At 42.1% G+C, this 17024-nt stretch carries 13 protein-coding genes and 1 pseudogene; 11 read left to right on the plus strand and 3 right to left on the minus strand.

Annotated elements, in window-relative coordinates:
• The first annotated feature begins 2 nt into the window (after nt 1-2).
• From ABPH35_RS04545 to lpdA, 3 genes are all read left to right on the plus strand, one after another.
• Complete coding sequence (locus tag ABPH35_RS04545) at nt 3-998, plus strand: alpha-ketoacid dehydrogenase subunit beta (protein WP_067086971.1); 996 nt, start codon at nt 3-5, stop codon at nt 996-998.
• A gap of 91 nt (nt 999-1089) precedes the next feature.
• On the plus strand, nt 1090-2475 hold the full coding sequence (locus ABPH35_RS04550; RefSeq protein WP_349988190.1) for a dihydrolipoamide acetyltransferase: 1386 nt from the start codon (nt 1090-1092) through the stop codon (nt 2473-2475).
• A 190-nt stretch (nt 2476-2665) separates the two neighbouring features.
• Entirely contained in the window at nt 2666-4420 is a 1755-nt protein-coding gene (gene lpdA, locus ABPH35_RS04555; RefSeq protein ID WP_349988191.1) for a dihydrolipoyl dehydrogenase, read from the plus strand.
• 36 nt (nt 4421-4456) lie between these two features.
• Here lpdA and ABPH35_RS04560 read toward each other — a convergent pair whose 3' ends face one another.
• A complete protein-coding gene (locus tag ABPH35_RS04560; protein ID WP_349988192.1) occupies nt 4457-5329 on the minus strand; it encodes a MurR/RpiR family transcriptional regulator in 873 nt (290 codons plus the stop codon).
• Between the two features lie 177 nt (nt 5330-5506).
• Here ABPH35_RS04560 and ABPH35_RS04565 point away from each other — a divergent pair, with 177 nt between their 5' ends.
• The 8 genes from ABPH35_RS04565 to ABPH35_RS04600 all read left to right on the plus strand — a co-directional run bounded on the left by ABPH35_RS04565 (nt 5507) and on the right by ABPH35_RS04600 (nt 16009).
• On the plus strand, nt 5507-7354 hold the full coding sequence (locus ABPH35_RS04565) for a beta-glucoside-specific PTS transporter subunit IIABC (protein ID WP_349988193.1): 1848 nt from the start codon (nt 5507-5509) through the stop codon (nt 7352-7354).
• Between the two features lie 82 nt (nt 7355-7436).
• Entirely contained in the window at nt 7437-8885 is a 1449-nt protein-coding gene (locus ABPH35_RS04570; protein ID WP_349988194.1) for a 6-phospho-beta-glucosidase, read from the plus strand.
• A gap of 127 nt (nt 8886-9012) precedes the next feature.
• Entirely contained in the window at nt 9013-10002 is a 990-nt protein-coding gene (locus ABPH35_RS04575; protein ID WP_349988195.1) for a lipoate--protein ligase, read from the plus strand.
• Between the two features lie 440 nt (nt 10003-10442).
• Complete coding sequence (locus tag ABPH35_RS04580; protein WP_349988196.1) at nt 10443-11291, plus strand: SAM hydrolase/SAM-dependent halogenase family protein; 849 nt, start codon at nt 10443-10445, stop codon at nt 11289-11291.
• Between the two features lie 19 nt (nt 11292-11310).
• Nucleotides 11311-11856: an ECF-type riboflavin transporter substrate-binding protein gene (locus ABPH35_RS04585; protein ID WP_349988197.1), complete on the plus strand. Its 546-nt coding sequence runs from the start codon at nt 11311-11313 to the stop codon at nt 11854-11856.
• 157 nt (nt 11857-12013) lie between these two features.
• On the plus strand, nt 12014-13000 hold the full coding sequence (trhO, locus tag ABPH35_RS04590; protein ID WP_349988198.1) for an oxygen-dependent tRNA uridine(34) hydroxylase TrhO: 987 nt from the start codon (nt 12014-12016) through the stop codon (nt 12998-13000).
• 498 nt (nt 13001-13498) lie between these two features.
• Complete coding sequence (locus ABPH35_RS04595) at nt 13499-15169, plus strand: ABC transporter ATP-binding protein (RefSeq protein WP_349988199.1); 1671 nt, start codon at nt 13499-13501, stop codon at nt 15167-15169.
• Nucleotides 15170-15172: 3 nt separating this feature from the next.
• Nucleotides 15173-16009 carry an energy-coupling factor transporter transmembrane component T family protein gene (locus ABPH35_RS04600; protein ID WP_349988200.1) on the plus strand — a complete coding sequence of 279 codons (837 nt, stop codon included), beginning with the start codon at nt 15173-15175 and terminating at the stop codon, nt 16007-16009.
• Nucleotides 16010-16134: 125 nt separating this feature from the next.
• On the opposite strand, the gene rsmG is transcribed toward ABPH35_RS04600, so the two are convergent.
• Complete coding sequence (gene rsmG / locus ABPH35_RS04605; RefSeq protein WP_349988201.1) at nt 16135-16848, minus strand: 16S rRNA (guanine(527)-N(7))-methyltransferase RsmG; 714 nt, start codon at nt 16846-16848, stop codon at nt 16135-16137.
• Nucleotides 16849-16916: 68 nt separating this feature from the next.
• Nucleotides 16917-17024 (minus strand): annotated as a pseudogene (locus ABPH35_RS04610) (IS30 family transposase); the annotation flags it as partial.

Here is a 17024-nt window from a genome sequence, read left to right on the forward strand (position 1 = left end):
ACATGACTGAAACAAAAGTAATGGCCTTGCGTGAAGCGATTAACTTGGCTCAAAGCGAGGAAATGCGTAAGGATGAACGCGTATTCTTAATGGGAGAGGACGTAGGTATCTACGGTGGAGACTTCGGTACCTCTGTTGGAATGTTGGAAGAATTTGGTGAAAAACGCGTCCGCGACACACCTATCTCAGAAGCAGCGATTGCAGGTTCAGCAGTGGGAGCAGCTCAGACGGGTCTTCGTCCAATTGTTGACTTGACATTTATGGACTTTATTACCATTGCCCTTGATGCTATTGTTAACCAAGCAGCTAAGACCAACTATATGTTTGGTGGTGGCTTGAAAACACCTGTCACTTTCCGCGTGGCTTCAGGTTCAGGAATTGGCTCAGCTGCACAACATTCACAGTCTCTTGAAGCATGGTTGACCCATATTCCAGGAATCAAAGTAGTAGCACCAGGTACTGCTAATGATGCAAAAGGTTTGTTGAAATCTTCTATCCTTGATAACAATCCAGTTATCTTCCTAGAGCCAAAAGCGCTCTATGGTAAAAAAGAAGAAGTGAACCTTGATCCAGACTTCTACATTCCACTTGGAAAAGGGGAAATCAAACGTGAGGGAACAGACGTGACAATCGTATCATACGGTCGTATGTTGGAACGTGTTCTTCAAGCAGCTGATGAAGTAGCAGCAGAAGGTATCAGCGTAGAAGTGGTTGATCCACGTACGCTTATTCCGCTTGACAAAGAATTGATTATCAATTCTGTTAAGAAAACTGGAAAAGTTATCCTTGTCAACGATGCCTACAAAACAGGTGGTTTCATCGGTGAGATTGCATCTATCATTACAGAAAGCGAAGCATTTGACTACCTAGATGCCCCAGTTGTTCGTATCGCTTCTGATGACGTTCCTGTTCCTTACGCCAACATTCTTGAAAATGCAGTCTTACCAAGTGTTGAAAAAATTAAAGCTGCAATTTACAAACAAGTGAATAAAGGATAAAAGAAAGGAAGACGGTTTTGTGATGATTCACAGCCGTCGCTCCCTTGTTTGCTAATGGAAAAAGAATGGCAAAAACAGAAAGGAAGATTACATGGCAATAGAAATTATCATGCCTAAACTCGGTGTGGACATGCAAGAAGGCGAAATCATCGAGTGGAAAAAACAAGAGGGTGATGTGGTCAATGAAGGCGATGTTCTCTTGGAAATGATGTCTGATAAGACCAGTATGGAATTAGAAGCAGAAGACTCAGGTGTCCTTCTTAAAATCGTTCATGGAAACGGCGCAACCGTACCTGTTACAGAAGTGATTGCCTATCTCGGAGCAGAGGGCGAAAGCGTAGATGTAGTGACAAGCTCAGCGCCTGCTTCGGCACAAGAAAGCGCACCTGCTGAAGTAGCACCCGTTGCAGTAGCGGCAGCTCCTGCGCCAGCTGCAAAACCCCAGGGTGGTGGAAAAGTACGTGCGACCCCAGCAGCTCGTAAATTAGCGAAAGACTTGGATATTGATCTTGGACTTGTTCCAGGAACAGGAGCAAATGGTCGTGTCCACAAGTCAGACGTCGAAGACTTCAAAGGTGCTGCTCCTAAAGCAACGCCACTTGCTCGTCGTATCGCAGCTGATAAAGGAATCAATCTTGAAGAGATTGTTGGAACAGGTGTCAACGGCAAGATTGTCAAGGAAGATGTTCTTGCAGCCCTAGCAGTGAAACAACCAGCAGCTATAGAGCAAACTGCAGCAAAAGCAGCAGAAAAACCAGCCAAAGAATTGCCAGAAGGTGTTGAAATCATCAAGATGAGCCCAATGCGTAAGGCAATTTCAAAAGGTATGGTCAACTCTTACTTGACTGCACCAACCTTTACGCTCAACTATGATATTGACATGACCAACTTGATGGCACTTCGTAAGCAAGTTCTTGAGCCAATCATGAATAAGACAGGTTTGAAAGTTACCTTTACGGACTTGATTGGTTTAGCGGTTACCCGTACCTTGATGAAAGAAGAGCACCGTTACATGAATGCCTCTCTCATCAACGATGCACAAGAAATTGAGTTGCATAAATTTGTCAACCTTGGAATTGCCGTTGGTTTGGATGACGGTTTGGTCGTACCAGTTGTTCACGGAGCAGATAAGATGAGCCTTTCTGATTTTGTAGTGGCATCAAAAGATGTGATTCAAAAAGCGCAATCAGGTAAGTTGAAAGGGGCAGAAATGTCTGGCTCAACCTTCTCTATTACTAACCTCGGTATGTTTGGTACCAAGACCTTTAACCCAATTATTAATCAACCAAACTCAGCAATTCTTGGTGTCTGCTCGACTGTTCAAACACCAGTCGTAATCGACGGGGAAATCAAAATCCGTCCAATTATGGCACTCTGCTTGACCATTGACCACCGTATTATTGACGGTATGAACGGTGCTAAGTTTATGGTGGATTTGAAAAACTTACTTGAAAATCCATTGGAATTGCTGATTTGAGTACGAAATAACGGTATCGGTTATCAGTAGAAGAACTTTTAAACAAAATAAAGAAAGGATGTAGAACGAGTTCGTTTGATTTAAACACGAACTAAATGCTCGGAATTTAGATAGTCCTCCTTGGATGCAAACCATCCTATGTTGGACTCCTAAAATTCGGTCGCATTTTGACGTTCTCTGTATCATAATTATGGCAGTTGAAATTATTATGCCGAAACTTGGCGTTGACATGCAAGAAGGCGAAATCATCGAATGGAAAAAACAAGAAGGTGATGTCGTAAACGAGGGTGATGTTATCTTAGAAATGATGTCTGATAAGACCAGCATGGAATTGGAAGCAGAAGATTCTGGTATCTTGCTAAAAATCGTTCGTGGAAACGGTGAAACAGTACCTGTAACAGAAGTGATTGGCTACATCGGCGCAGAAGGCGAAGTAGTGGATGCAGGTGCAGCGCCAGCAGCAGATGTTGCTCAAGCAACTGCAGACTTAAAAGCAGCAGGACTTGAAGTACCAGCGGCACCAGCTACAGCGCCAGTAGCTCCCAAAGCAGAACTTGCAGCAGACGAATACGATATGGTCGTTGTCGGTGGAGGTCCTGCAGGATACTACGCAGCCATTCGTGGTGCTCAATTAGGCGGAAAAATCGCTATCGTTGAGAAATCAGAATTTGGTGGAACATGCTTGAACAAAGGATGTATCCCAACAAAAACGTATCTTAAAAATGCAGAAATCCTTGACGGCTTGAAGATTGCGGCTGGTCGGGGTATCAACCTTGCTTCAACCAACTACACCATTGACATGGACAAGACTGTAGACTTCAAAAACTCAGTTGTGAAGACATTGACAGGTGGGGTACAAGGTCTCTTGAAAGCCAATAAGGTAACCATCTTCAACGGTCTTGGTCAAGTAAACCCTGACAAGACTGTCACAATCGGTAGCCAAACCATCAAAGGTCGTAGCATCGTTCTTGCGACAGGTTCAAAAGTATCACGTATCAACATCCCAGGTATCGATTCTAAACTTGTCTTGACATCAGACGATATTCTCGATTTACGTGAAATTCCAAAATCCCTCACGGTTATGGGTGGTGGAGTTGTCGGAGTGGAACTTGGGCTTGTCTATGCTTCATACGGTACAGAAGTAACAGTTGTTGAGATGGCAGACCGCATTATCCCAGGTATGGATCGGGAAGTGTCTATTGAACTACAAAAAGTGCTTTCTAAGAAAGGCATGAAATTCTTGACTTCTGTTGGTGTATCAGAAATTATTGAAGCTAACAACCAATTGACCATTAAATTGAACGATGGTTCAGAAATTGTTTCTGAAAAAGCCTTACTGTCAATCGGACGTGTCCCACAATTGGCAGGTCTTGAAAATCTCAACCTTGAAATGGATCGTGGTCGTATCAAAGTCAATGCCTACCAAGAAACATCGATTCCAGGTATTTATGCACCAGGTGATATAAATGGCACGAAGATGTTAGCACATGCTGCTTACCGTATGGGTGAAGTAGCAGCTGAAAATGCGATTTTGGGTAACCACCACAAGGCGAAACTCGACTTTACACCAGCAGCGGTTTATACACATCCAGAAATTGCCATGGTTGGTTTGACAGAAGATCAAGCACGCGAGCAATACGGAGATGACATCTTAATTGGTAGATGTAGCTTTACTGGCAATGGCCGTGCAATTGCGTCAAATGAAGCGCATGGATTTGTTAAAGTCATTGCAGATAAGAAATACCATGAAATCCTCGGTGTTCACATTATTGGACCAGTAGCAGCTGAAATGATTAACGAAGCAGCAACAATCATGGAATCAGAATTGACAGTGGATGATGTAGCGGCATCTATTCACGGACACCCAACCTTCTCAGAAGTCATGTACGAAGCCTTCTTGGATGTCTTGGGAGTAGCGATTCACAACCCACCAAAACGCAAATAAGCAAAAAAGAGGCGAAAGCCTCTTTTTTCTATACAGTTATTCTTTGATGCCATGTTGGCTGATGCGACTGGTTTCAAAGATGCTAGAACTTTTTCGCCGCAATTCAACATTTGTATGATAATCCTTTTGAAATACACAAGAGTATAATACATCCAAAAGATAGGTGATAGAAGCATCGTTGGCATAGGTGGCTATCTTGGTATAGAGCCTCTCTTTGGTTGCGATACGGAGTGTGTAATCAGCCATGCGGGCCATTGTACTATCTCCAATATTGGTAATAAGAATAGTCGTGACCCTGTTTTTTCTTAAGATTTCTAAAAAATGGACTAACTGGGTACTTTCACCCGAATAGCTGATGATAATCGCGCATTCCTCTGGCAAAGCTAAGGTTGCTGCAAAAATTCCTTCTCCTAAAATATCATGAATCTCAACTCTTCTACGAATACGGGCCATATTATATTGAAATTCTTTTGAAAGATAGAGATTATTACTGAGGGCAAATAAATGGATATTCTTGGCCTGTAAAAGAATGTCGGTGATTTGTTTTAGAACTTTAAAATTGAGTAAGGATTGGGTCTCGGCGATGGCTTCTTGCTTTAGTTGGGCGATTTTCTGTGAAATTCGTAATAGATTTTCTTTTTCATCGAAAGGATAGTTTGCATCAATTCCCCCTTCGTGATTCTGCAGGTAGGTTAACTCCGCAATATAGGCCTTTTTAAAGTCGCTCCAACCGGTGAACTGTAGCCGCTTTGCCACTTTGACAATGGTGGATTTTGAACTGAATGTTTCTTTGGCGATTTGGGCAGTTGTTTTATCGCTGATATTGAGTTCCTCTGTCAATAGATAGTTGACAATGATTTGTTCACTGGGTGGAAAATAGGTATGTTCCATTCGTTCATGAAGTAGCATATTTCTTCCTCTCTAAATGTCGTTTCACTTATTATAGCAGGTTGTGAACTCTGTTTACAAATTTTAAGAAAAAAGATGACAAAATAGTGAACTGAGTTCGAAATGTTTCAAAAAGTATTCGCTTTCATTTTGGACTTTGTTATGATGGAACTATAAGAAATCACAAAGGAGATGTTTATGGATTATAGACAATTAGCTACTCAAATCTTACAAGGTGTGGGTGGTAAGGAAAATGTGAATAGCGTTACTCATTGTGCGACACGGCTTCGTTTTGAATTAAAAGATACAGCGCAAGCTTCTACGGATACTATCAAGTCGCTAGCTGGTGTGGTTGGTGTGGTTCAAAGCGGAGGACAGTACCAAGTTATTATCGGGAGTGACGTGGGAAATGTTTATCGCGAATTGATACAAGTTGGTGATTTTAAAGAAGAGGATAAAGTTGATACGGTTCATAAGCAATCTTTAGGAGTTCGTCTAATGGCGTCCATTTCAGGTATCTTCACACCGATTCTTCCCGTCATTACCGCAGCTGGTATGATTAAGGCAGTTCTCTCTATTTTGGTTGTGTTTCATCTTGTTGAAAATACAGACCAAAATTATCAGATTTTGAACTTTATTGGGGATGCTGGTTTTTATTTTCTTCCGATTTTTTTAGGAGGGACTGCGGCTCGTCAATTTAAAACCAACCCTTACCTAGGAATGTTGATGGGAGCAATGCTACTCCATCCAACATTCACTACTATGGTGATGGAAGCAAAAGAATCAGGCGGTGGGATTGCCTTATTTGGTCTGCCAATTACAGTCGCCTCTTATTCTTCTACAGTTATTCCCGTGATTTTAGCAGTCTTGTTCATGAGTTACGCCGAACGGCTAGCAGATAAGATTTCGCCTAAGGCAATTAAGTTCTTCTCAGTTCCTTTGTTGACGATGCTAACGACCTCAATCGTAACTTTTGTAGTGGTAGGACCTATTGGAGCGATTGTTGGTCAATGGTTGGGAACTTTCTTCCAGTTATTAGAGAATTTTGGACCATGGGTGGTGCCAACAGTCGTCGGAATCTTCTCGCCATTTTTAGTTATGACAGGTACGCATTACGGTTTAGTTTCGATTGGTATCAATAATCGTATGACCTTGGGATATGACACAGTTGCTCAGCCAGGGATGTTGGCTTCAAATGTGGCGCAAGGTGGTGCGGCTCTAGCAATTGCAATGAAGACAAAAGATGCCAACAAAAAAGCCTTGGCTTCATCAGCTGGTTTGACAGCTATCTTTGGGATCACAGAACCAGCCTTATATGGGATTACCTTGCAAAATAAGGCGGCGCTTTATGGTTCCATGATTGCAGGTGGAATTGGCGGCTTCTTTTTAGGTATAATGAATGCACGAAACTTTGCAGGTGGTTCGCCAGGTTTGCTAACGATTGCAAGCTATATTGGTGGCGATACGTTCTATTATTTCTATGTAGCGATTGCTGGTTTAATTCTCTCTGTTATTATAGCCTTTATAGCCACATTTATTTTATACAAAGAATCTACCGATGTTGAGGTAGCTGATATTGTCGCTACAACAACGGATACCATTGCAGCACCGGTCAAAGGAAAAGTGGTAGCCTTGAGTGAAGTGAGCAATCCAACTTTTGCTTCTGGAATGTTGGGGCAAGGTGTCGCGATTATTCCAGAGGAATCTGTGATTAGCTCTCCAATTGTGGGAGAGGTTGTAACGATTTTTGAAACGAAACATGCTATTGGCTTAAAAACAGTTGATGGTGTGGAAGTCTTGATTCATATCGGACTGGATACCATTAATTTAAAAGGAGAAGGGTTCAAACAATTGGCGCAGCCAGGACAAACTGTTACAGTGGGAACGCCGCTTGTTGAAGTTGATTTTAACAAGGTGGATGCTAAAGGATATGAACGGATTACACCAGTTATTATTACTAATTCTGCTGATTTTAAAGCAATTTTACCGACAGAAAATCAAGAGGTATTTGTCGGTGAAGTCTTGTTGACAATTGAGCGAGTATAGCAGGTGTTCTTGGATGGATACCATAGAGATGCAAGGAACGGGCTAGCTTCCCTTCCTTGTCAAATAAAGAGAGGGAGACAAGATGGGACTAAGAAAAGACTTTTTATGGGGTGGAGCAACTGCGGCGAATCAATTCGAGGGTGGCTATCAAACTGGTGGAAAAGGGCTGTCTAGTGTAGACGTTATTCCGAAGGGGGAGAATCGTTTTCCAGTAATGCGGGGTGAAATGGACTATCGAACGTTGCCGCAAGGTAGCTACTATCCTGCTCACGAAGCGGTTGATTTTTACCATCATTACAAAGAAGACATTGCCTTGATGGCAGAAATGGGATTTAAAGCCTACCGCTTTTCGATGTCATGGACGCGGATTTTTCCAACAGGTTTAGAAAAAGAACCAAATGAAGCAGGTTTAGCGTTTTATGAAGCTGTCATTGATGAGTTGTTGAAGTATGATATTCAGCCAATTGTTACGATTTGCCATTTTGATGCGCCGCTACAGCTTATTGAAGAGTTTGGTGGTTGGAAGAGCCGTCAAATGATAGATTGCTACCTTGCCTATTGTCAGGCTATCTTTGCTCGCTTTAAGGATAAGGTCAAGTATTGGATGACGTTCAATGAAATCAATATGTTGATGCACCTTCCTTTCATGGGAGCAGGAATTCGGTTTGAAGAGGGGGAGAATAAGCAACAGGTCCTTTATCAGGCTGCCCACCATGAGTTGGTTGCGAGTGCTAAAGCGACAGCGCTGGCTAAGTCTATCAATCCTGATTTCCAAATCGGTTGTATGTTAGCTGCTGGTCAGTATTATGCACAGACCTGCCACCCCAACGATGTTTTTGATGCGCTTGACAAAAATCGGGACAATTTCTTCTTCATTGATGTTCAGTCACGTGGTTACTATCCTGCCTATGCGTTGAAGTATTTAGAACGCGAGGGTATTGTTCTAGAGATGGACGCGACAGATGGACAGGTGCTCAGAGACAATACGGTCGATTATATTGGTTTCAGTTACTATTCATCACGTTTGACGGGGACTTTAGAGCGAGAAGGTGAGCAGACAGCTGGCAATGTCTTTGCGACTCTCCGCAATCCCTACCTTGACCGTAGTGAATGGGGTTGGCAGATTGACCCTGTCGGTCTACGAATTACGATGAACGCTCTCTATGAACGTTACCAGAAGCCCCTATTCATTGTTGAAAATGGTTTGGGTGCAGTCGACCATGTGGAAGAGGATGGGATGATTCACGATTCTTATCGGATTGCGTATTTGAAAGACCATATTTCAGAGATGATAAAAGCAGTCGAGCTAGATGGTGTGGACTTACTAGGGTATACTCCTTGGGGCTGTATTGACCTTGTATCTGCTTCGACGGGTGAAATGAGCAAACGCTATGGTTTCATCTATGTCGACAAGAATGATAAGGGAGAAGGCAGTCTAAAACGGATTCCTAAAGACTCTTTTTACTGGTATAAAAAAGTTATTGCTAGCAATGGCAAGGAACTCGACACTTTCGAAAAAAGCTCTCTCTAGTTTTTAGGCTCAGGTCCCGACCGTCATTTTCCCACTCATTTTTTGCTTGCAAATCCAAATAGCAATCACTTGTATTTTGACAGCGTTTGCCTTATACTAGATAGTGATAAAAAATGAGGAGTGCGCTATGAAATATATAGTCAATAACAGTAATGACCCTGCCTACAATATTGCCTTAGAAGCCTATGCTTTCAAGGAACTAACCGATGTTGATGAGATTTTTATTTTATGGATTAACGAGCCTGCCATTATCATCGGAAAACACCAAAATGCCATTCAGGAAATCAACAAGGAATATACAGATGCCAATGGGATTCATGTTGTCCGCCGTCTGTCAGGTGGTGGTGCGGTTTATCATGATTTGAATAACTTGAACTACACGATTATTTCGAATAAGGCAGATGAAGGAGCCTTTGATTTTAAAACCTTCTCAAAACCTGTGATTGACACGCTGGCAACTCTTGGGGTTAAGGCTGATTTTACGGGTCGCAATGACCTTGAAATTGACGGGAAAAAGATTTGCGGCAATGCCCAAGCCTATGCCAAGGGACGTATGATGCACCATGGCTGTCTCTTATTTGATGTGGATATGACGGTCTTGGGAGATGCTCTGAAAGTCAGCAAGGATAAGATTGAGTCTAAAGGTGTGAAATCGGTTCGTGCGCGTGTGACCAATATCAACAACGAATTGCCAGAAAAAATGACCGTCTTGGAATTCAAAGATGCCATTTTAGAGCAGATGAAAAAAGAATACCCAGACATGGACGAGTATGTCTTGTCAGAAGATGAATTGACTCGCATCCAAGAAATTCGTGATACTCAATTTGGTACCTGGGATTGGACCTTTGGTCAGACACCTGAGTACACGGTGGAGCGCAGCGTCCGTTATCCTGCAGGAAAAATCACCACCTACGTTAAGGCAGAAAAATCCATTATCGAATCAATCAAAATCTATGGGGATTTCTTTGGAATTGGGGATGTCTCAGATATTGAAGAATTGCTAGTAGGAACACGCTATGAGTATGCCGATGTACTAGCCAAACTCCAAACTATTGATACAACTCATTATTTCTCACGCATGACGACAGAAGAAGTTGCAAAAGCGATTGTCGCTTAACATGGGAGTGGTCGAGGTCTGTTACAGATACTTAGACCTAATCAGCCGTCAGAAGCGTATGTAAATCGATAGGATGTCCGGTAGGAAACTCAAAACAGTATGGCTATCGAGCCATACTGTTTTTTACTGTGTCCATGACGTACCTCCTTGATTTTTACATGTCATCAATTGTTGTTCGAGAAGAATGTCAAATAGTATTGTTTTCCGTATTTTTCCTCTCTAATTCGAAATTCTACGAACACTTTTATTGTGATATTTTAAAATAGGTTTATCTGGTTTTTTGAGGTTTCTATCGATCTTTTTTATGGCTAGTAAGTTGCCTGTCAGCCTCTTTTGTGCCTATATAGCTCCTGCCTATGACAGTTCATAAAGGATTGGTATTGGTCAGTTGGCGGATTTTTTGATATGATAGAGGAGTCATTTTACTGATAGGAGAAACTATGTCCAATAATTTACTTGTGTTACAATCTGACTTTGGCTTGGTTGACGGTGCAGTATCTGCCATGATTGGGGTGGCGCTACAAGAATCATGTGATTTGGTGGTTCATAACCTGACACACGATATTACACCCTACAATATTTTTGAAGGTTCTTACCGGCTCTTTCAAACGGTGGAATACTGGCCAGCGGATACGACTTTTGTATCGGTTGTCGATCCAGGTGTTGGTTCCAAACGCAAGAGCGTGGTTGCTCTGACAGAGCAAAACCATTATATTGTCACCCCAGATAATGGAACCCTGTCCTTCATCAAACAATACGTGGGAATTAAGGCGGTGCGTGAGATTTCAGAAGTGGCGAATCGCCGTGCCAATACGGAGCATTCTTATACTTTCCACGGTCGAGATGTCTATGCCTATACAGGGGCAAAATTGGCTTCCGGTCATATTAGCTTTGAAGAAGTAGGGCCTGAGCTCAAGGTGGAAGATATTGTGGAAATTCCAACAGTACCAACAGAAGTCGGCACTGACTTTGTCAAGGGTGCCATTGACATCTTGGATGTCCGCTTTGGTTCGCTCTGGACATCGATTACCCGCGAGGAATTTTATAGCCTCAACCCAACCTTTGGAGATCGCTTTGAAGTGACCATTTATAACAATGACATGCTGGTCTACCAAAACCAAGTAACCTATGGTAAATCTTTTGCTGATGTCCGTATCGGTCAGCCCTTGCTTTATATTAACTCCCTCTACCGCGTGGGACTTGCTATCAATCAAGGTTCATTTGCCAAGGCCTACAACGTCGGTGTTGGACAAAACTGGCATATTGAAATCAAGAAAATGAGTGTTTAGGAGAAGAAGGAGAGCATTTATGAAAAACAATTCGATTAAAACAGTTGTAGCAACCGGCATTGGAGCAGCCTTATTTGTGGTGATTAGCTTAGTCATCAACATCCCTACGTTTGTACCCAATACGAGTATTCAGCTCCAGTATGCGGTGCAATCTCTCTTGGCTATTCTTTTCGGGCCAATCGTTGGCTTCTTGATAGGTTTTATCGGTCATGCTGTAAAAGACTCCCTCACTTACGGTCCATGGTGGACATGGATTTTCGCTTCGGGTCTCTTTGGTTTGATGGTCGGTATCTTGAAGAATCGTCTTCGGATTAGCCAAGGAATCTTTACAACCAAAGATATCATTACCTTCAATGGTGTCCAAATTGTGGCTAATATTATTGTTTGGGGAGTGATTGCGCCGATTTTGGATATTATTATCTACCATGAAGCACCAAACAAGGTCCTTGCCCAAGGGCTGGTTGCTGGTGCTGCCAATGCCGTTACAGTTGCCATTGCAGGAACTATCTTGCTGGCTGTATATGCTAAGAGACAAGTCCAAAGCAACAGCTTATCAAAAGATTAGAATCTACTTGTTCATAACCTGTTCAGTGATTGCTGGGCAGGTTTTTTGTGGACATTTTCGGTCAAATAAATTGCCTTGAATCCCTTATGCAAAGTATAATAGAAGAGTTGAATGATAAAATTCAGACAATTTTTAGAAAGAAGAGAGAAGAAATCTTATGGCAAAAGATATTCGTGTCTTACTGTATTACAAATACGTTCCGATTGAAAATGCGCAAGAATTTGCGGCGGAACACTTAGCATTTTGTAAATCAATCGGCCTAAAAGGTCGTATCCTTGTGGCAGATGAAGGAATCAATGGAACGGTTTCGGGTGATTACGAAACCACTCAAAAATACATAGACTATGTTCACTCTCTTCCTGGTATGGAAGATCTTTGGTTCAAGATTGACGAAGAAGAAGAGCAAGCCTTCAAGAAAATGTTTGTCCGTTACAAGAAGGAGATCGTGCACTTGGGCTTAGAAGATAATGATTTTGATAACGACATCGATCCGCTTGAAACAACAGGTGCCTACCTATCGCCAAAAGAGTTTAAAGAAGCTCTCTTGGATGAAGATACGGTTGTTCTTGATACACGTAATGACTACGAATATGACCTCGGTCACTTCCGTGGTGCCATTCGCCCAGACATCCGCAACTTCCGTGAGTTGCCACAATGGGTCCGCGATAACAAGGAAAAATTCATGGACAAACGCGTGGTTGTTTACTGTACGGGTGGAGTCCGCTGTGAGAAATTCTCTGGCTGGATGGTCCGTGAAGGCTACAAAGATGTTGGTCAACTGCATGGTGGGATTGCGACATATGGAAAAGATCCAGAAGTTCGTGGCGAACTTTGGGATGGCAAAATGTACGTCTTTGACGAGCGTATCGCTGTTGATGTCAACCACGTAGACCCTGTTGTAGTCGGAAAAGACTGGTTTGATGGAACACCATGTGAGCGCTATGTCAACTGTGGGAATCCATTCTGTAACCGCCGTATCTTGACCTCAGAAGAAAATGAGCATACCTACCTCCGTGGCTGCTCACACGAATGCCGTGTTCACCCACGCAATCGCTATGTAGCAGAACATCAATTGACACGCGCAGAAGTAATTGAGCGTTTGGCTGCTATTGGTGAAACACTTGATGAAGTAGTAGCACAATAAAGGTTTAAAATCCATTAGGTCGTTCACTCGTTCTGTCCCTAGTATGAAATCAAAACGAAAAGATTCTATCAGAGTTAAAAAGGCTGGACTATTCCAGCTTTTTCCTTTTGTAAAATTTATAACTCTTCATATACAAAAACTATGCAGAAATAACTAGAATATATGGTAAAATAAAGGGATAGGAAACGAATTACATGAGTGAGTAATATTCATCCAACATCAAAAAATAACACGATGTATTGAATAGAAAAATGAGATTCCGCAGTTTAGAGCGAGCGAAGTGAGCTTAAAAGAATATTTTTGCCGTAGTGTATTATTAGTGACAGTGTTGCTGTCACTAATAACGGAATTTTTGAGACCTAGGGTTAAAAATTAGGAATGAAGCTCCGAAGGAGGTTGCTTCCGTCCGCATTACATGAGAAAAAATCAAAAAAGTTATTTGTTGAAATGAACTGAGTATAAAATAGGCTGTGCAGAAGAAATGAGATAAAAGTATTTATGAAGAAGGCAATCATTGAGTTTGAAAAATTTAGTTTTAAGTATCATGCGCAACAAGAGGCGACCTTACATGATATTGATTTGACCATTTACCAAGGAGAAAAGGTCTTAATAGTAGGACCGTCAGGATCTGGGAAATCAACGCTCGGTCAATGTTTGAATGGGATCATTCCCAATATCTACAAGGGGACAAAAACAGGAGAACTTCGCATTCATGGTAAGGATGCCTTTGATTTGTCTATTTATGATAAATCACTACTGGTTAGTACGGTCTTGCAGGATACAGATGGTCAGTTTATTGGTCTAAGTGTGGCAGAGGATTTGGCGTTTGCACTTGAAAATGATGTGACCCCATTGCCTACAATGCGTGACCGCATTCAGCTATGGGCTAGCCGCTTGGACTTACTGGAATTGCTTTCTCGTCGTCCACAGGATTTGTCAGGTGGGCAGAAACAGCGAGTGAGTATCGCGGGTGTCTTGATTGACGAAAGTCCGATTTTACTCTTTGATGAACCGTTGGCCAACCTTGATCCCAAAGCTGGTCAAGATACGGTGGATTTGATTGATCGCCTGCATCGGGAACAAGGCACGACCACCATTATCATCGAACATCGTTTGGAAGATGTCTTGTATCGTTCGGTGGATCGAGTTATTTTGGTGAACGACGGTCGTATTGTCTACAATGGAGATCCAGAAACTCTTCTTCGGACGTCTTTATTGCTTGAAAATGGCCTCCGCGAGCCACTTTATCTTACCACCCTTCGTCAGCTAGGCTATGATGTGACAAGAGAAGAGACAATTGCATCTGTGGAAGCCTTGACTTTGACCGATGTAGCTGTTGAAAATCTACCTGAAATGGTGCTTTCTCAGGCTCAGCCAGCTTCACTTCTGGAAGTTAACCGTCTCAGAGTTGCCTATGGTAAAAAAGAGGTTTTAAAAGACGTAACTCTTACGATTCGTCGGGGAGAACGGCTTGCGATTATTGGAAAAAATGGGGCAGGGAAATCGACCCTTGCCAAGGCCTTGTGTCAATTTGTTGCTATTTCTGGGGAAGTTCTTTGGAATGGTCAGTCTATTCTGGGAGATTCAATTAAGGAGCGTGCAGAACGCATTGGCTATGTCTTACAAAATCCCAATCAAATGATTAGTCAGACCATGATTTTTGATGAGGTGGCTCTAGGACTTCGCTTGCGCGGGGTCGCAGAAGCAGAAATTACACAGCGAGTAGAGAAGGTCCTACAGACATGCGGTTTGTATGCCTTTCGTAAATGGCCAATCTCAGCCCTCTCATTTGGTCAGAAAAAGCGGGTTACCATTGCCTCAATCTTGGTACTCAATCCAGAGATTATTTTACTTGATGAGCCAACTGCTGGGCAAGATGAGCGCCACTATACAGAAATGATGGACTTTTTAGACGAATTGAATCAGCAGGGTCATACGATTATCATGATTACGCATGATATGCAGCTTATGTTAGACTATTCGGATCGTGCGGTAGTCTTGGTAGATGGGCAAATTGTGGCAGATGACCACCCGGCGTCTATTTTGAGCAATCCAGAGGTGATTCAGCTTGCAAATTTAAAAGAGACCAGTATCTTCCACTTGGCAGAGCGATTAGGGGTGGATGCCCTTGCTTTGACTCAATTTTATATGGAAAGAGAAAGGGGATAGTAGATGAAAGGAACAAATATTATCGGCTATCGGGCTGGTGAAGGGTTTGTTTATGACCTATCAGCCGTTAGTAAACTTGTCTTTTTCCTTATCGTATCGGTAGCAGCAATGGTGACCTATGATACTCGGTTGATACTTGCTATTTCGGTCTTTTCACTCTGTCTATTTAAATGGTCAGGAATCCGTCTAAAAGATGTTTCCTTTGTTTTTATTGTGACTACGATTTTTGCGATTATGAACGCCCTAATGGTCTATCTATTCGCGCCACAGTATGGGGTTGAACTGTATGGAGCAGAGACAATCTTGTGGTCAGGATTTGGAGCTTATACGCTGACCAGTCAAGAATTATTTTATCTCTTCAATCTTCTCTTGAAGTATTTTTGTACCATTCCGCTAGCGGTTATCTTTTTAATGACAACTCATCCTAGTCAATTTGCTTCGAGTTTAAATCAGTTAGGTGTCTCCTATAAGGTGGCTTATTCAGTCAGCTTGACCATGCGGTATATTCCAGACATTCAAGAGGAATTTTATACCATTCGAATGTCCCAAGAAGCACGAGGTGTTGAGTTATCTCAGAAAGGAAAACTCCTCGACCGAATTAAGGGCAATCTGGCCTTGGTGATTCCATTAATCTTTAGTTCCTTGCAGCGGATTGATACCATTTCAACTGCTATGGAACTCCGCCGATTTGGTAAAAATAAAAAACGGACTTGGTATACTTACCAAGCCCTTGAAAAAAGAGATTATATCGTCTTATTGCTTGCAGTGAGTATTTTACTCTTAACCATCGCTTTATTTGCCATCAATGGCGGACGTTTTTACAATCCGTGGAAACCATGAATCGTTAAAGGTCAAGCGTTTCATAATTAGTCTAACCAGCTCACCATTGATCTGGTGTTTATCAAATTAGAATAGCATGAAAAAGAGTGAGGAGTATCAACAGGATGCTTTCTCACTCTTTTGGTTTATAAGGGACGTTTGTTGGGGATTCCAGCTTTTCGTGGGTATTTATTGGGCGTTTCTTTTTTCTTTTCTACAATGGTTAGAGTCCGTGGATCGCCATTTGGTAATGTATAATCTACGTTTTCAATGACCTTGGCAAAGAGAAGATTCAAGGCATTTTTTGCCTCAACCAATTCGTCTTCTGCATGTGAAGCCTTGAGGGCAATTAATTTACCATTTACCTTGAGGAAAGGAATCGTTAGTTCCGCTAAAATCTGCATACGAGCAACTGCTCGAGCCGTAACGATATCGTATTGCGCACGGAAATTCTTATCTTGGGCAAAGTCCTCAGCCCGTCCATGGTAGAAATGAACCGCTGTTAACCCTAGTTCTTGAGCAAGGGCAGTCAGAAATTGAATCCGTTTATTAAGGGAGTCAATAATGGTAATCTGTAGCTTTGGAAATAAAATTTTCATCGGTAGGCTTGGGAAGCCAGCACCAGCTCCGATGTCTAAGAGACGAAGCGGTTCGTTTGGAAAATAACCTTGTAGGATAGGGGCTAATGAATCATAGAAATGCTTGAGGTAGACGCCTTCTTGATCGACAATGGCGGTTAAGTTAATCTTTTCATTCCATTCTACAAGGCGGGTAAAATAAAGGGCGAATTGCTCTTTTTGCTGGTCGGTTAAGGGAAATCCATTTGTGTCTAAAATTGTGTAAAATTCTTCTGGTTTCATAATTCTATCTTATCATAAATAAGGAAAAAGAAAAGGGAGCGAAACTCAAGCTAAATTTCAAGTTCAAGTTAGCCAGTCTGTAAAAATTCTCTAGGAGATTTGTAACCCAATATCTTCTTTGGATAGTTGTTAATCCAGTTTTCAATAAATGCGACTTGTTGTTGCGTCGCATTTTT

The sequence above is a fragment of the Streptococcus handemini genome (genome assembly GCF_040984445.1).
Taxonomy (GTDB): Bacteria; Bacillota; Bacilli; order Lactobacillales; family Streptococcaceae; genus Streptococcus; species Streptococcus handemini.

Bases quoted from the DNA above. Each gene is read 5' to 3' on its own strand.
- ABPH35_RS04595 (WP_349988199.1), top strand. From the start codon at position 13,499: ATGAAGAAGGCAATCATTGAGTTTGAAAAATTTAGTTTTAAGTATCAT.
- ABPH35_RS04550 (WP_349988190.1), top strand. From the start codon at position 1,090: ATGGCAATAGAAATTATCATGCCTAAACTCGGTGTGGACATGCAAGAA.
- rsmG (WP_349988201.1), bottom strand. From the start codon at position 16,848: ATGAAACCAGAAGAATTTTACACAATTTTAGACACAAATGGATTTCCC.
- ABPH35_RS04600 (WP_349988200.1), top strand. From the start codon at position 15,173: ATGAAAGGAACAAATATTATCGGCTATCGGGCTGGTGAAGGGTTTGTT.
- ABPH35_RS04580 (WP_349988196.1), top strand. From the start codon at position 10,443: ATGTCCAATAATTTACTTGTGTTACAATCTGACTTTGGCTTGGTTGAC.
- ABPH35_RS04585 (WP_349988197.1), top strand. From the start codon at position 11,311: ATGAAAAACAATTCGATTAAAACAGTTGTAGCAACCGGCATTGGAGCA.
- lpdA (WP_349988191.1), top strand. From the start codon at position 2,666: ATGGCAGTTGAAATTATTATGCCGAAACTTGGCGTTGACATGCAAGAA.
- ABPH35_RS04565 (WP_349988193.1), top strand. From the start codon at position 5,507: ATGGATTATAGACAATTAGCTACTCAAATCTTACAAGGTGTGGGTGGT.
- ABPH35_RS04545 (WP_067086971.1), top strand. From the start codon at position 3: ATGACTGAAACAAAAGTAATGGCCTTGCGTGAAGCGATTAACTTGGCT.
- ABPH35_RS04575 (WP_349988195.1), top strand. From the start codon at position 9,013: ATGAAATATATAGTCAATAACAGTAATGACCCTGCCTACAATATTGCC.
- trhO (WP_349988198.1), top strand. From the start codon at position 12,014: ATGGCAAAAGATATTCGTGTCTTACTGTATTACAAATACGTTCCGATT.
- ABPH35_RS04570 (WP_349988194.1), top strand. From the start codon at position 7,437: ATGGGACTAAGAAAAGACTTTTTATGGGGTGGAGCAACTGCGGCGAAT.
- ABPH35_RS04560 (WP_349988192.1), bottom strand. From the start codon at position 5,329: ATGCTACTTCATGAACGAATGGAACATACCTATTTTCCACCCAGTGAA.